This is a genomic window from Kitasatospora sp. NPDC057904, assembly GCF_042887925.1.
Classification (GTDB): domain Bacteria; phylum Actinomycetota; class Actinomycetes; order Streptomycetales; family Streptomycetaceae; genus Kitasatospora.
Genome location: NZ_JBHVOL010000032.1, coordinates 38,477 through 54,094 on the forward strand (window position 1 = coordinate 38,477; position 15,618 = coordinate 54,094).

At 73.0% G+C, this 15,618-nt stretch carries 11 protein-coding genes; 8 read left to right on the forward strand and 3 right to left on the reverse strand.

Going from position 1 to position 15,618, the window contains the following annotated elements; all coding sequences use genetic code 11:
• Nucleotide 1: 1 nt before the first annotated feature.
• The 5 genes from ACFVSN_RS40920 to ACFVSN_RS40940 all read left to right on the forward strand — a co-directional run bounded on the left by ACFVSN_RS40920 (nt 2) and on the right by ACFVSN_RS40940 (nt 9,417).
• Entirely contained in the window at nt 2-2,713 is a 2,712-nt protein-coding gene (locus tag ACFVSN_RS40920) for a DNRLRE domain-containing protein (protein WP_387958528.1), read from the forward strand.
• Nucleotides 2,710-6,360 carry a hypothetical protein gene (locus ACFVSN_RS40925; protein WP_387958530.1) on the forward strand — a complete coding sequence of 1,217 codons (3,651 nt, stop codon included), beginning with the start codon at nt 2,710-2,712 and terminating at the stop codon, nt 6,358-6,360. Before ACFVSN_RS40920 ends, ACFVSN_RS40925 begins: the two co-directional genes overlap by 4 nt.
• Nucleotides 6,357-6,863 (forward strand): hypothetical protein, encoded by a 507-nt coding sequence (locus ACFVSN_RS40930; protein ID WP_387958532.1) that lies wholly within the window; start codon nt 6,357-6,359, stop codon nt 6,861-6,863. The genes ACFVSN_RS40925 and ACFVSN_RS40930 overlap by 4 nt, the downstream gene beginning before the upstream one ends.
• Nucleotides 6,860-8,338: a hypothetical protein gene (locus ACFVSN_RS40935; RefSeq protein WP_387958534.1), complete on the forward strand. Its 1,479-nt coding sequence runs from the start codon at nt 6,860-6,862 to the stop codon at nt 8,336-8,338. The genes ACFVSN_RS40930 and ACFVSN_RS40935 overlap by 4 nt, the downstream gene beginning before the upstream one ends.
• A 146-nt stretch (nt 8,339-8,484) precedes the next feature.
• Nucleotides 8,485-9,417 (forward strand): alpha/beta hydrolase, encoded by a 933-nt coding sequence (locus ACFVSN_RS40940; protein WP_387958536.1) that lies wholly within the window; start codon nt 8,485-8,487, stop codon nt 9,415-9,417.
• Between the two features lie 106 nt (nt 9,418-9,523).
• Here ACFVSN_RS40940 and ACFVSN_RS40945 read toward each other — a convergent pair whose 3' ends face one another.
• Nucleotides 9,524-9,727, reverse strand: coding sequence for a cold-shock protein (locus ACFVSN_RS40945; RefSeq protein WP_359971493.1), 204 nt, complete (start codon nt 9,725-9,727; stop codon nt 9,524-9,526).
• Between the two features lie 415 nt (nt 9,728-10,142).
• On the opposite strand from ACFVSN_RS40945, the gene ACFVSN_RS40950 reads away from it, so the two are divergent.
• Together ACFVSN_RS40950 and ACFVSN_RS40955 are read left to right on the forward strand one after the other, a co-directional pair.
• Nucleotides 10,143-10,370 (forward strand): hypothetical protein, encoded by a 228-nt coding sequence (locus tag ACFVSN_RS40950; protein ID WP_387958538.1) that lies wholly within the window; start codon nt 10,143-10,145, stop codon nt 10,368-10,370.
• Between the two features lie 536 nt (nt 10,371-10,906).
• Nucleotides 10,907-11,677, forward strand: a complete 771-nt coding sequence (locus ACFVSN_RS40955) for a pirin family protein (protein WP_387958540.1) — start codon at nt 10,907-10,909, stop codon at nt 11,675-11,677.
• A gap of 57 nt (nt 11,678-11,734) precedes the next feature.
• Here the strand turns inward: ACFVSN_RS40955 and ACFVSN_RS40960 are convergent, their stop codons facing one another.
• Both ACFVSN_RS40960 and ACFVSN_RS40965 read right to left on the reverse strand, forming a co-directional pair.
• Nucleotides 11,735-12,715, reverse strand: coding sequence for an RNA polymerase sigma factor (locus tag ACFVSN_RS40960; RefSeq protein WP_387958542.1), 981 nt, complete (start codon nt 12,713-12,715; stop codon nt 11,735-11,737).
• A gap of 86 nt (nt 12,716-12,801) precedes the next feature.
• Nucleotides 12,802-13,377, reverse strand: coding sequence for a hypothetical protein (locus ACFVSN_RS40965; protein ID WP_387958544.1), 576 nt, complete (start codon nt 13,375-13,377; stop codon nt 12,802-12,804).
• A 255-nt stretch (nt 13,378-13,632) separates the two neighbouring features.
• On the opposite strand from ACFVSN_RS40965, the gene ACFVSN_RS40970 reads away from it, so the two are divergent.
• The gene (locus ACFVSN_RS40970; RefSeq protein WP_387958546.1) at nt 13,633-15,609 is read left to right on the forward strand and encodes a hypothetical protein; all 1,977 of its coding nucleotides are present in this window, start codon (nt 13,633-13,635) and stop codon (nt 15,607-15,609) included.
• Nucleotides 15,610-15,618 lie beyond the last annotated feature (9 nt).

Genomic DNA, 15,618 nt, shown 5'->3' on the forward strand with positions numbered 1-15,618 from the left:
GATGCCCGCCCGACCCGACCTCACCGTCTCGTTCTACGACCACCTCGACCCCAAGGCCACCGCCGGCATCTACACCATCACCGTCGAACACCGGCTGACCAAGGACGGCGTCCGGATCGACACCGAGACCGACCCGCTGCCCAAGGCCTCGGACCGCTACGAGATCCGCGCGGCGCAGTTCGTGCTCGACCCCTCGTCCGTGCACGCCGTCTTCCCGCCGCCGGGCGCCGTCGGGCGCTACAGGCACGTGCTGCCGCACGTCACCCTGAGCCGCGCCATCCTGCCCTGGGAGCGGCAACTGCTCGGCCTGGCGGCGGCCAAACCGCCGTGGCTGGCCCTGCTGGTCTTCGGCCCGGGGGAGATCGACGACGACCCAGACGCCCAGGGCGAGTTCACCACCCGCCCGATCAGCGAGCTGCGCGACCCGGGCCGTGACACCACGGGCCCCGAGCTGTCCGGCGACATCGACGGCGACAATCCCTGCCGCACCATCGACCTGCCGGTCGACCTCTTCCACGGGATCGTGGCGCGCGAGGACGAGCTCCACCACCTCACCCACATGCGCGACGTGCGCACCGCCCCGCAGCGCCGCGACAACGGGGAGATCCTCACCGAAGGCGAATACGCGGTGGTGGCCGCGAACCGGTTCCCCCGCACGCCGGGCAGCTACGCCGTGCACCTCGTCTCCCTGGAGGGCTGGCTCGGCCGCCTCGCGCCCGGCTCCCTGCCCGGCAAGGCGAAGGTCCGGCTGTGCACCCTGTGGTCCTGGTCCTTCACCAACGACCCCGACGGCACGCTCGACCCGGCGGGCCTGCTGCGCAACCTCGTCGCGCCGGGCCACACCGACCCGGAGAGCCTCGCGCTGCGCCTGGCGCCGCCCGGTGACCCCTCGGACGACCCGGAGGCCGCACACGCGCGGACCCGGCTGCACCACGGCTACACCGCTGTCGCCTACCGGACCCTCGCGGGCGAGGACACCTACGCCTGGTACCGCGGCCCGCTCACCCCGCTGACCGCACCCGCACTGCCCGTCGAAGCCGTCGAGGGCCCGCACACCACCGCCGACCACGCGCTGATCTACGACCGCGAGTACGGCCTCTTCGACGTCAGCTACGCCGCCGCCTGGACGCTCGGCCGCACCCTCGCACTCGCCGACCCCGACTACAGCGGCGAGGTCGTCCAGGCCCGCCGGGAACTGGGCAACCGCGCCGCCGCCCTGCTCGCCCGGTCCACCGACCCGGCCCGAGCTGCGGCCGACCCGGCCGAACCGGCCGGTACGGCGGCGCTGCGCGAGCTCGCCGCACCCGGTTTCGGCCGCCGCCTGGTCGAGTCCCTGAAGGCCCCACGCGTCCAGGGCCCGCCCCCGGCATCGGCGGTGCGCCGCGCCCGCCCGGAGCCGCGCGTCCTGCTGGCCGAGCCGCGCGCCCACGACTCGCTCCTGACGCTCGCCCGGGACTCGACGCCGACCATGCCCGACTGGCTCGAACGCCTCGCCCTGCTCAACGGCGTGCCGTTCGCCCACCTGGTGCCCGATCCCCGGATGCTGCCGCCCGAGAGCCTGCGCGCCTTCCGGATCGACCCGGACTGGATCCACGCGCTGGTCGCCGGTGCGAGCGACGTCGGCGCCCACACCTCGCTCGACCGCGACCTGCACGGCGTGCTGACCGAACGAATCAACAAAACCGGCCCGGCACGGCCGGCCGCGGGACTGCTGATGAACTCCGAACTCGTCCGCGCCTGGCCCGTCTTCGACATCCTCGCCACCACCGCGGACGGCACGCCGGTGGGCGAACTGCGCCGCGACCACCTCGCCCCGGACGTGCTGCTGGTGCTCTGGGACGCCGTCCCGGACCACATCGCCATCCGCGAGCCCGGCCAGGGCATCCACTTCGGCATCAACTCCGAGGAACGGATCAGCCTGCGCCACCTGACCGGCGACCGGGTCGGATTCCCGACCGGCACCGAGTTCCCCGACCCCGGCGACCCGGCCTCCGGCACCGTCTTCGACTACCTGCGCCCCGGCCGCGGAGACACGCTCCCGGACGTGCTGGACCTCGGCGGCGACTTCGGGCTCCTCCAGGCGCTGTCCGCCGCCTGCCTGCCGAACGGGCACCTGCTGTCCCCCGGGCAGTTCGCGCTGGAACTCGTGAACGCGCCGCTGGAGCAACTGCTCCTGCCCCCCACCGTGCGCTGCGACTGCGTCGCCGACACCGTGGCGAAGTACGGCTCGGGCGCGGAGTTCGGAGCCACGAACCCGCTCCTGGTCAAGAACGAGGGGCCGACCAACAGCACCACGCGGATCGCCTACCTGCGCTTCGACACCACGGAGCTGCCGCCGCCCGAACGGATCGGCCGGGCCCTGCTGCGGGTGTACGCGGCCGCCCAGGACCAGGGCGACTTCGAGCTCAAGGCCTACGCCACCGCGGCCGGCTGGGCCGAGTCCACCCTCGCCTGGGCCAACCGGCCGGAGCTGTCCGCCGATCCCGTCGCCCGTGCCCGGGTCGGTGCGGTCGACGCCTGGGCCTGGCTGGAGTTCGACATCACCGCGCACCTGCGCGAACACACCGGCGACGAGCTCTCCCTGGCACTCGCCAACGACCAGGCGGTCAGGAAGCTCATCCGGATCACCTCCCGCGAGTCCTCCGACAACCGGCCGCACCTCAGCATCACCGTCACGCAGCCGACACCGAACACCGGGGATGGACGCCGATGACCGACACCGACCTCATCGTGCCCGTCGAGGTGCACGCCCTGGTGGCCAACCGAGCGGTCCGCTCCGACCAGGACCGTTTCAAGCGGTGGTCGCCGATGTTCACCATGATGCTCGACGAGGAGTTCAAGACCAGCGGCGAACCCGAGCCGTACGAGAACCTCCACGACTACTGGACCGGCACCTCCTTCGAGGGCGTCCACCTCCAGTGGCAGCTCCCCGAGGCCCTGACCACGGGCCACATCGACCCCGACAGCGGCGAGAGCACCTTCCCGCTGGTGCCCAACCGCTGGCTCGTGGTCCGCTACGCCACCGTGCGCGGCGCCACCACCGCCGCCGGCTGGGTGGTGCACAGCGACTACCTCTCCTCGCAGCGCCCGGACTCCAGCCCCATCTGGGACGGCAGCAACTCCTACCTCAACCCGTACGCCGCCGGCCCCACCACCGACCGGATTGGCCGCGCCCACGACCTCGCCACCGGGCCCTGGACGGAGCCGGCGCCGCGCCCGCTCTTCCTGACCGCGATCGGCTCCGGCCTGCCGGCCTTCGCCGCGTTCGCGCCCTACCACCGCAACGTCTTCCTCTTCCACGACACCCTCCAGGACCTGCGCGACCGGGAGCACGGCGACAACTACCCGCCGGACGCGGTGCTCAGCTACGCCGTCGTCGGCTGGTACTCCGACGACGGCGCCGACATCCTGCGCACCACCGCCGGCATCCCCGGTCTGCTGCCGCCCGACGCCGATCCCGCCCGACCGACCGACGTGCTGGACGCCCTGGGCTGGGCCGCGCCCGAGGACGTGCCGGGCTCGATCGAGCGCACCCGCTACGCCGGCACGGCGCTGGGCGTCGACTGGCGGCGCGACGGCGTCGTCCCGGACTCCGACCGGCCCGACGGGACGGCGACGAAGGTCGCCGTCGGCCACAGCACTGCGGAGGCCGCCGCCGCGCTCGTGGCCCAGCAGAACCAGTGCACCCGCGACGGAGACCTGGTCAGTGCCCTCTTCCACGGCGAGCTCGCCGCGCTGGACGACGCCGACGGCCCGATCGACCTCGACGAGGTGATGCGCCGGTCCTGGTTCGGCGGCAGCGACGGCGGACACCTCTGGCGCGTGGTCGACCGGCCCGGTGAGGAGGGAACCGACGCACCGGCTCCCGCACTTCCCCAACCCACGTGGCTGGACGACCTGAACGCCCACCAGGCGGCATATGACCTGGGCGTGGCCGAACTCGCCTCCCTCCAGTGGCGGTTGTGGTCGCTCTGGTGGCTGCGCAAACTGCCCGAGAAGCGGCGGCCCACGCCGTTCGAGTTCGACGAGACGGCCTGGAACCGGGAGATCGACACCGTCGGCGAGCGGATCACCACCCTGCGGGCGGATCTCGACGACCTGCGGGCGGAGATCCCCCACGCCGAGGACCAGGACGCCCTGCAGGCGGCGATCGACGCGTTCGCCACCGCCAAGGAGCTGCCCGAGAGCCAGGAGCTCAAGCGTTCGCCGCAGCCGTCCTTCCACCGGCCCGCCGACCCGGTGGTGGTGATGGCGGGCACCGGCACCACCCAGCCGCTGGGGCGTCCCGACGACCAGCCGCTCCCCTGCCGACTGCCCTCGGCGCTGCTGACCCGGGTGAGGATCGGCAGCGAGGACGTCACCCCGGCTCCCAACCCGCTGACCCCCGACCTCACCGGGCTGCCCGAGCTCTGCCTGCTTCTGGTGGCCGAGCTGGCGGTGCTGGACCGCGCCGCCCGCACCGGCGACGCGCTCAAGGACATCGTCGCCCGGCCCGAGGAGCTCACCGACGGCCCCTTCCCCGAGTACGCCCGCCCCTGGCGCCAGCCCTGGCTGCCGATGTACCTCCAGTGGCGGATCAAGTACTGCGCCACCCCCTTCCGCAGCGGGGGCGCCGACGCGGGCGGCCGGGACAACTGGACCTTCGACGGCCGCGACCACCACTGGAACGGCACCGGCGTCCCCGAGGGCGACGGCGAGGGAGGCGTCCGCTGGACGCACTTCGCCGGACGTTCCTTCCTCACGCCGGCCCTTTCCTACGTGCTGCGCGAGCAGACCGAGCGCAAACTGGCCGGGGCCCCGGACGAGCTGCTCGGCCAACTCCGTCTGCTTCAGGACGACTTCGACCGGCTGGACATCCTCTCCCAGACCCTGGACGGCTTCAACGACTGGCTCGTCCAGCACGACGGCACCGCCCAGGTCCCCACCGATCCCGGCGTCCTGGCCCTCGCCGGCCAGAGCAACCACGTGCCCGACGGCGCCGGGGACCGCCGCCGGCAGCGCTTCCAGCCCGTGCGGGCCGGCCAGTTCTACTTCACCGAACTGCACATCATCGACCGCTTCGGGCAGGCCCTGCGCCTGGTCACCGCCCAGCAGTCGCAGCCCGGCCAGTTCGACCCGGTCCGGGCGATCAGCGTCACCCCCGACCCCGGGAAGCCGCTCTTCCCCGGCACCCGGACGGAGCGCCTCGTCCAGCTGCCACCGCGCCTGCTCCAGGACACCCGGATCCGCTTCGAGCCCGTGCACCACAGCGACGACCGCCCGCTCGCGGCGGTGAGCAGCGCGCCCGACCCGCTCGGCGACACCCCGGTGGCCGGCTGGCTGCTGGTCAACCACCTCGACCGGTCCCTGCTGGTCTACGGCCCCGACGGCAGCCCGCTCGGCGAGCTGCGGGTGATCACCACGGCCACCGGCGGGCGGGAGATCGCCTGGAACGCGCTGCCGCACGCCGAGTACGCCGAACCCGCCGACTTCGTCCGGGTCCATCCGCACGTGGCGGGCTTCGCCGCCGAACTCGTCGGCCGCGACGCCGACACCTTCGACGCGCTGATGACCACGATCGACGACGCGCTCGCCCGGATCACCGACCCCTCGCCCGCGGAGGACCGCACCCCGGCCCGGCTGATCGGGCGGCCGGTCGCCCTGGTCCGGGCCAGGCTCGGTCTCGAACTGCTCGGCCCGGCGCTGACCGACCCGGCCTGGGACGAGGCCCTCGAACCGAGCGCCCAGGAGTTCCCGGACTACCGGTGGCCGGTGCGGCTGGGCGAGTACGACCAGCTCGCCGACGGGCTGATCGGCTACTACACCTCGGAGCCGGGCCAGGAGACCTCGTACCGGCAGCTGTTCCTGCCCGAGCCGGACCCCGAGGCCGCCAGGGATCTGCCCTACTTCGCGCCGATCGGCAACGGCGCCGGACTCGCGATGCCGGCCCGGCCCGCCGACCGGGAGCTCACCCGGTACCTGACCGTCCTCGCCTGTCCGCACACGGCCGTCCACGCGACCACGGGCATCCTCCCCGTCGCCTCGCTCGGCGTGGACGCCGACACGACCCACCGGGCGCTGTCCGCCATCCGCGCCTCCTTCCGCCTCAACCCGCTGCTGGCGCCGCTCCGTTCGGAACCGGAGGGGCACCGCTCCGCCGAGCCGGCCGGCGCCGGTGTCCTCATGCCGCGCCCCAGCGCCCTGTACGGCACGTGGAGCTGGGCCCAGCCCCTGGTCTCCGGCGACGGCCCGCCGCTCTGGACCGACCTGCCGATCATGCCCGCCGACGACCTGTCACACCCCGACGACCCGCTGCCGGCCGCCCGGGCCGGATACCTGCAACTCCACCCCGGCGCCGGTGGTGAAGGAGAGAGCCGATGACCCTGCTGCTGCCCTACCGGGTGGACATCACATCCGGACCGAACGCCGGACCGGACGCCACCGACAACGCGCCGCCGCGCTACCACCAGCTCCGGCTGACCGTCGGTGAGGAGGGGCGGAACGAGGCCGCGCAGCCCGTGCGGTGCACCCGGATCTCGGTGCGCGTGCCGGCCCCGGCCAGTGACCCACGCCTCGCCCGTCAGCCGCTCGCGGTCTCCACCACGGTGCCGTCCGTCCAGGGCAGCGCGCAGGGCCAGGAGTGGTGGATCGTGCCCGACACCACCGACCCGACCGTCACCGTCTTCGCCTGCGTGCCCGACCAGCCCGCCCGGTTCGACGGCACCTGGGCGATCTCCTTCACGATCGGGCTCGACCCCGGCTTCGAGAGCACCGAGGTCGAGATCACCGAGGACACCAGCACGGACAACGGACCGGTGAGCAGCCGCAGCAGCCGCATCGCGGCGCGCGTGCTCCCGGCCGGCGAATCGGAGGGACAGCAGTGACCGAGGTCGATGCCGCCGCCGACACGAACCTGGTGAAACCCGCCCGGGGCACGGTGCCCAGCCCACTGCGGGTGAGCACGATGAACGAGTTGGAGTACGGGACGGTGGTCCTGCGCTTCGGGCGGGACCTGCCGACCGGGACGTCGAAGGTGTACTGCAAGGGGATCACGGTCAAGGTGCCGACCGGGCGGTCGGCGACCGACCTGACCATCGAGCCGACGCTGATCACGACCGCGGTCAGCAAGGTCGACGGGGAGGCCCAGGGCACGGAGTGGTGGATCGACGGCAACACGACGGATCCCAACGTGGCCGTCTTCTCGTTCGTCCCGGACACCACGGCGCTGTTCGACGGCACGTGGGCGGTCAGCTTCACGCTGTCGGGCATCGAGGTGAACCCGTCCATCGGGACGGTGGACCTGGACATCGAGGAGACGACCTCCACGACCGGAGCGGACGGCAGCTTCCAGAAGCGCACCGGAAAGGTGAAGGTCCAGAAGGGCAACGACGAGTTCTTCTTCCGGAGCCTGCGCCCCCGGACGGTCGTCATCAACCGCGGCAACACCGTGGAGTTGCTGTGGCAGGCGCCGGCCGACAACCGGATCACCTACACGATGTACTACCGGAAGGCGGACGGCACCGAGACGAGCGACAGCAACCAGGCCAACTTCGCCAACCGGGTATGGAAGTCTCCGAGCCTGGACGACAACGCGAACTTCACGCTCAAGGCGACGCTCGACGGGCAGGACTACTTCCTGACCACCTCGCTGACCGTCAACGAGCCCAACGTGGTGGTCAACACCCTGAAGACCAAGGCCGCGCTCACCGCGGAGACCACGATCACGGCGACCGGGCTGGTGACGGCGAGCGGCGGGGTGTCGGCGACGACCGTCGGGGCGTCCGGCCTGGTCTCCGCCAACGGCGGGTTGAACGCCACGACCGTCACGGCGACCGGACTGCTCTCAGCCACCGCCGGCCTCACGGCCACGACCGTGACGGCATCCGGCCTCGTGAAGGCGGACGGCGGATTGAACGCCACGACCATCACGGCGACCGGCCTCGTGAGGGCGGACGGCGGGTTGAACGCCACGGCCATCACGGCATCCGGCCTCGTGAAGGCGGACGCCGGCCTGACGATCCCGTCGAACCAAAAGCTGTCCTGCGGCGAGGTGACCGTCGCGAACGGCCAGTTCCTCATCGTCAGCAAGATCAAGTCCCCCGTCAACAGCGGGATCGAGTTCCAGAACAGCATCAGCCAGACCGCCGGCAACATCGCCACCACGGGCACCATCAAGGGCGATGGCAAGCTGGTGGTCCGCGCCGGTGACACCATCTCCCTCGAATCGACCTACTTCTCGGGCAAGTTCCTCAACGGCTCGGGCAAGCAGAGCCACACCGACAACTCCAACGTCAGCGGGCCCGCGGCCTTCTACCGGAGCTACGACGGCGCTTCCAAGTTCAAGGTCGCGCACCGCTAGCCCCGACCGGCCGGCGCCGGGCACCGTACCCGGCGCCGGCCGACTCACCCGGACGGCTCCGCCCGGACCGCATTAAGGGCCACCCGGCGCCAGGATGAGCGGGGAACAGCGGAGCACCGTCCGAGAGGGAGCACGGGATCATGGCGATGGATCCGAGTATCCGGGCCCTCCTCCAGAAGTTCGGCCTCGACGGCCCGCCGCCGGCCGCCGCGCCCACTGTGGAGCAGATGCGGGCCGGGAACCGGGAGCTGTCGCTCGCCGTGGCCCCCAGCCCGCCCCTGGCCGTCGGCTCGGTCGCCGAGGACACCCTCGCCGGCGTGCCCGTCCGGGTCTACCGCCCGGACAGCACCGGTCCGGCGCCGACCGTCCTCTTCATCCACGGCGGCGGCTGGATCCTCGGCGACCTGGACACGCACGACGGCGTCTGCCGCCGGCTCTGCCGCGATCTCGACGCGGTGGTCGTCGGCGTCGACTACCGCCTCGCGCCGGAGCACCCGTTCCCGGCTGCGTACGACGACTGCGTGGGCGTGGCCCGCGAAGTCGCCGCGGGCATCGACCGGTCCGGCGGAGGTGTGCTCGCGCTGGCCGGGGACAGCGCCGGCGCCAACCTGGCCGCCGCGGTGGCGTTGGCGCTGCGTGACGACGGCACTCCGGTCGCGGCCCAGTTGCTGGCCTACCCGGCGACGGATCTCAGCGGCCGGACCGATTTCCCGTCGATGACCGAGAACGCCACCGGCTATCTCCTGACGGCCGACGAGTGCCGGCACGACATCCAGCTCTACACCGGCGGCGACCCCTCCACCACGGCCGATCCCCGGGTGTCACCCCTCCTCGCCGCCGATCACCGGGGCCTCGCGCCGGCGGTGATCGGCGTCGGCGAGCACGACCCGCTGCGCGATCACGCACTGGCCTACGCGGACGCCCTGGCCGCCGCCGGAGTTCCGGTGCGCCGGCACGTCTACCCGGGGCTCATCCACGGCTTCCTCAACTACGACAGCGTCTCGCCCGCCGTGGACGCCGCCGTCACCCAGCTGTACGCCGAGTTCGGGGACTTCGTCCGCTCCGCACGACCGGCCTGACGGACGCCCGCACCGACTGGACGCGCACTCCCGAAACGACGAAGGGGCCCGTACCGCGCATTGCGCGGTACGGGCCCCTCACTACCGGACGAACGCCCGGCCGGAATTACAGCGGGCGGATGTTCTCCGCCTGCGGGCCCTTCTGGCCCTGCGTGACGTCGAACTCGACCTTCTGGCCCTCGAGCAGCTCGCGGAAGCCGTTGGCGTTGATGTTCGAGTAGTGGGCGAAGACGTCAGCGCCGCCGCCGTCCTGCTCGATGAAGCCGAAGCCCTTTTCCGAGTTGAACCACTTCACGGTACCGGTGGCCATGAGAAATCCCCTTCAAGAGACCGTCCGAAGTCCGCACATTACGGACTTTCGAGTCGCCGCGATGAGAACCCTCCGAAAAGCCGGAAAACGAAAAATGCGCCTGCGACAATCAGCAGGCGCACACAAAGTTCATGGGAACCACTACTGCAACTACTTCGACTGTAGCAGGCCCCGACCCTCCCCGGCGAACACTCCGCGCGAATTTTTCGGCCGCCCCGCTCGGGCCCGCCTTCCCCGCTCCGACCCGGCCGGCAACCGGCATGCCTGGCAGTACAGTTGGAAGCGTCCGCGCCACCGTCCGGCCCGGTCCTGATTTCGGGCCCGGCAGGGGGCGTGTCGGCCACGGCGCACACCGCACCGATTCGGACTCTCCGGGAAGACCCGTCCCACCGATTTTCGGAGCATACTGACCACGATGAGAAAACCACCGGCAGTCCGACGCCCCTTGCCCACCAGCCCCTTCAAAGCCCGGCCCGCCGCACCGCCCAAGCGGTTCGCCATGGGCGACCGCGTCACCCACGACAAGTTCGGCCTCGGCCGCGTCATAGACGTGGAGGACGGGCCCGAGGCCGCGGTCCTGGTCGACTTCGGCTCGCGACAGGAGCGGATCATCCCGCCCTACTCCTCCATGTACGCACTCTGACGGCCGCCGGACCGCTTCGCGCCCGCTTCCGGTCCCGGCCACGCCCGGGACCCCTGGCGCCGGAGCGGCCACCGGCGCCCCCGTCCGCGCGGGCGGCTACCGACGCGGGCGCGGCAGCCTCACGGGCCGTGCTCGCCGCCGGACGGCCCGCTGGCGGGTGAGGCGGATGACGAGGGTGGAGTCCAGGGCGGTCTCGCCAGTCGCGGTGCCGCAGCCTGCGCCGGCGCTGGTGCCGACCGCCTTGAGCGTGTCGCGGGCGAACCGTCCGCTCTCACGGGTGACGCTGCCAGTGGCAGGCGGGTGAACTCGTCCCCGCCCAGCCGACCGTCGCCGTGCGCGTCCAGCACGGAGAAGACGCGACGCTCCGATTCCGGCGCTGTGTGCTGCCTTCCGACCTCGTTCGGCGATCTTCCGGCGCCGCAACTTCGCGCCGCCGTCCAATGGAATAGTTGAACGATGAACTATGTTGGGCGTGACGAAGGCACCACCGGGCACCCGAAGGCCGCCGCCGGGCGACCAGGCGAAAGGACCACGAGATGAGCACCGCCGCGAACCTCCCCCGCATCGACGTCCGCCGCTCCGACGAGCGCCTCTCCACCAAGATCGACTGGCTGGACTCCAAGCACTCCTTCTCGTTCGGTGGCCGCTTCGACCCCGCCAACACCCACCACGGGGTGCTGCTCGTCAACAACGACGACACCGTCCGGCCGGGCAGCGGCTTCGAGACCCACCCGCACCGCGACATGGAGATCGTCACCTGGGTGATGCAGGGCTCCCTGGTCCACCAGGACTCCACCGGCCACTCCGGCGTGATCTACCCCGGGCTCGCCCAGCGCATGAGCGCCGGCAGCGGCATCCTGCACTCCGAGAAGAACGACTCCTGGCGCCTGGGCGGCACCGACGTCCACACCGACCCCGTCCACTTCATCCAGATGTGGGTGGTCCCCGACGAGAGCGGCATCACGCCGGGCTACGAGCAGCTCGAAATCGACGACGAGCTGCTGTCCGGCGACCTGCTCCCGGTCGCCTCCGGGATGGCCAAGCACGACGGCGCGTCCGCCATCCGCATCAAGAACCGCTACGCCGCCCTGCACGTCGCCCGGCTGCGCCCCGGGCAGGACGTCGAACTGCCCGACGCCCCCTTCCTGCACCTGTTCGTCGCCCGCGGCGACGTCGTCCTCGAAGGCGCCGGCCCGCTCACCGCGGGCGACGCCGTGCGCTTCACCGGGACCGGCGGCCAGAAGGTCACCGCGACCGAACCCGCCGAGATCCTGGTGTGGGAGATGCACGCCACCATCGCCCCCTGAGGCCCCTGAGGCCCCTGAGGCCCCTGAAGCGGCCGCTGCCCGCCCGCCGACGACCCCTCATCCGCTCACCGGCCGCCCCGGGAAGACCACCTGGAGCCGCTGGACCCGCCGGTCGCGGCGGAACATGAGCCACGCCAGCGTCGGCGGGCAGGGGTCGGCGGCCCCGGCGGGGTTGACGACGTCCATCTCCCAGATCGTGATGTCCCGGCTCGCCACCACGTGCCGCACGTGCTGGCGCACGCCCTTCTCGCGTACCTGCCGCATGACCGGGAACGGGTGCACGCGCTCCCCCGGCCGGCCGAAGCGGCCGGCCATCTCGGCCTGGTCCGGCCACAACTCCAGGATCTCCCGGGGCAGCTGGCCGCGCGCCGACGCCTCCAGGGTCGCCACCGCCTCGTGCCGACTCTCCTCGGCGAGGGCGGAGGCGTCGTCGTGCGCCCGCGCGGCCGTCGTTTCGAGCGCCTTCGCCATCTTCGCGCGCGCCTGGCTGAGCCGACTGCGGACCCTGCCGACCGGCACCTCGCACACGGCGGCGATCTCCTGGTAGGAGGTGATGCCGCTGAAGTGCCGCAGCATCAGCACCAGCCGCAGCTGCGGCGGCAGTTCCTCCACCGCGCCCCAGATCCAGTCCCGCATCGCGTGCTGCTCGATGAACCGCTCGGGCGGTGACTGCTCGTGCCCGCGCAACCGGACGAGGTCGCGCTCGTCCAGGCCGGGTGTCTCGCGCGCGTCGCGCAGTCGCATGCGGCAGGCGTTGCGGACGACGGCCCTCAGCCACGCCCCGACGGCCGCCGGGTCCCGGACGTCGCCGATGCGGCGCAGGGCCGTCAGCGCGGCGTCCTGCACCACGTCCTCCGCGTCCGGTCCGCAGCCGAGCAGACGCAACGCGACGGCGCGCATCGCCGCCTGGTGGCGGGTCAGGAGCAGCCCGAGGGCCGCCGTGTCGCCGGCCTGGGCGCGGCGCGTGAGCGCCGCGTCGTCGGCGGAGGCGGAAGCGGTGGTGGACGTGGTGGAGGTGGTGGTGGTGAGCGGTGCCATCGTCCGTACGCCTCCGGGAAGACCTTGAGCGCCAGGCCGGTTGAGGCCTTCCGGAGGACGATACGCCGGTCGCCGCGCCCCGGCGGCTACTGCTCCTGCGGGACGGGCGCCGCCCGCGCGAGCAGCCGCGCCCGTGCGCGGGCGGGATGCACCCTCGTGAAGACCGCCGGGCCGGCCAGGCCGGCGACGTGGGCGGCGATCCCGGTCCAGGCCGGGGCGTGGACCGCGCCGCCGACGGCCAGGCTCACGCAGATGAACGTGAACCCGGCACCCCACGCGGCGGTGATGCGGTTGTTGACCGCGATGAACTCCGGCCGGTCCCAGTACTCGCGGGGCGTGCGCCGCCGCGCGATGCCGAGCGTGAACGGGCGGCGCAGCGCCAGGGAGCCCCAGGCGGTGACGGCCAGCCAGGCGAACGAGAGGATGCCGGCCGGCTTCGACAGCGCCGCGTGCGGCGCGGCGAGGGCCACCGCGCCCACGGCCGCGAAGTAGACGACGGCGCTGACCTCCAGGACCAGCGCGTCGAGGCCGACCCCGCGCCGCCGGTCCTGGAGCAGGAGCAGCAGTCCCGACGCGAGCCCGCCGAGCGCGCCCCAGCGCCAGTCGAAGGACGAGACGGCCCCGGAGACGATCCAGGGGACGAATCCGCGCAGATAACCCATGGGAAGGAACCTCGCTGAGATGGTGAGGGTGGATGGCTGACACGGACTGGATGCACGGCGGGCGCGGAAGTTCGATCCCCGGCGCGTGATGCCGGTCACACGGGGCCGCCTCGGCGGGCGGGTCTCGCCCGTCCCGGGCAATTTCCGCCGTGTCCGGCGGCCGGTCGCGTGCGGGCGGGCCGGGATGTGGCAGGTAGGAGGGCGGCGGGCGGCCCGTCCCCCTCCGATGATCCCCCTTCACCGAATGGAGCCCCCATGCGCAGACGTCGCGGTGCCCTGATCGCCGCCGCCCTCCTCGCCCAGCTCGCCGCCGGGCCGTCCCACGCGGTCGCGGCGGGATGGGAGCCCACCGAGCAGTGCGGGGTGGTGCGCGGCGGTGACGGGCCGCTGGGCGGGGCCTGGGTGACGCTGTACCAGGCCGGGGACGGCGAGGGCGGCCGGCCGCGGGTGCTGGGCAGGGCGCGGAGTGCGGCGGACGGGCGGTTCACGCTCGACTACCGCCGCCCGGAGGACCCGCGCGCCGTGCTGTACGTGGTCGCCGACTTCGGGCGGGAGCGGCGCGGCACCGGGCACTCCGCGGTGGCACTCGCCGCCGTGTTCAGCGGGGCCGCCGCGCCGCCCGAGCTCGTCGTCAACGAGCGGACCACCGTCGCCACCGCCTACGCGCTCGCGCGCTTCACCGGCCCGGGCGGCGTCACCGGCACCTACCCCGGCCTGCAGAACGCGGCCGCCATCGCGCACAACCTGGCCGACACGGGCACCGGCGAGATCGCCGCGCCGCTCGCCGCCCCGCCGAACGGCTCCCAGACCTCGACCATGGCGGAGTTCAACACCCTGGCCGACCTGCTCGCCTCCTGCGTCACCGGCGACGCCTGCGACCGGCTGCTCGACCTGGCCCGCCGCCCAGGCCACGAGCGGCCGCGCAACACCCTGCAGGCCGCCGTCGACATCGCGCACGACCCCGGGAACAACGCCGCCGCCCTCTTCGACCTCGCGGCGACCACCCCGCGCTACGGGCCCGCGCTCCCCGTCGCCCCCGACGCCTGGACCGTGGCCCTGCGCTACGACGGCAACGGCCACGAGGTCGACGGCCCCGGCAACCTCGCCTTCGACGCCGACGGCAACGCGTGGATCACCAACAACTACGTCTACAAGGCCGACCGGCTCGTCCCGACCTGCGGCGGCCGCAACGTCCTCAAGTTCACCCCCACCGGCCAGGACGCCCCCGGCGCGCCCTACCAGGGCGGCGGCCTGTACGGCGCCGGGTTCGGCGTCACCGTCGACGCGAAGGGCAGCGCCTGGGTCGGCAACTTCGGCTTCCAGGGCCGCGGCTGTCCGATCGACCCGACCCGGCTCGAACGCAGCGTCTCCCAGTTCGCCCCCGACGGCACCCCGCTCTCCCCGCCAGACGGCTGGCGCGGCGCCGGGATCGCCCAGCCGCAGGGCATGTCCGCCGACCGTGCCGGCACGGTCTGGGTGGCCAACTGCGGCAGCGACAGCGTGGCCCGGATCCCGGACGGCGACGCGACCCGCGCCCGGGAGATCGCCACGCCCGGCGTCCAGAAGCCGTTCGGCACCTCCGTCGACCCGGCCGGGCGGCTCTGGGTCGGCGGGAACGGCAGCGACACCGTCCAGGTCGTCGGCCCGGACGGCACCCCGGGGCCGACGGTCTCCGGCGGCGGCCTGAGCAAGCCGCTGGGCGTCGCCACCGACAGCCGGGGCAACGCGTGGGTGAGCAACAGCGGCATCCTGCCGGTGCCCTGCGGGAACAGCTCCGTGGACGACCTCGCGAACGCGGTGGCGACCGAGGCGGGCCCGCGCCCGGGCACCTCGGTGACGTTCATCGGGTCCGACGGCACCCCGGCGCCCCAACCGTTCACCAACGGCGGCCTGTTCCTGCCCTGGGGTGTCGCCGTCGACGGTGACGACACCGTGTGGGTCGCCAACTTCGGCGGCCACCGCGTCGCCCGGCTGTGCGGCGTCAACCTCGCCGCCTGCCCGCCCGGGTACCGCACCGGCCAGCCCATCTCCCCGGCCGGCACCGGCTACACGAGCGACGGGCTGGAGCGCAACACGGGCGTCCAGATCGACCCCTCCGGCAACGTCTGGCTGGCCAACAACTGGCGGACCGTCCCGATCCAGACCAACCCCGGCGGCCACGAGCTGGTCGTCCTGATCGGTGCCGCGGCGCCCGTCCCGGCCCCGAAGCTCGGCGGTCCCGCGCGGCCCTGACGCCCGCGG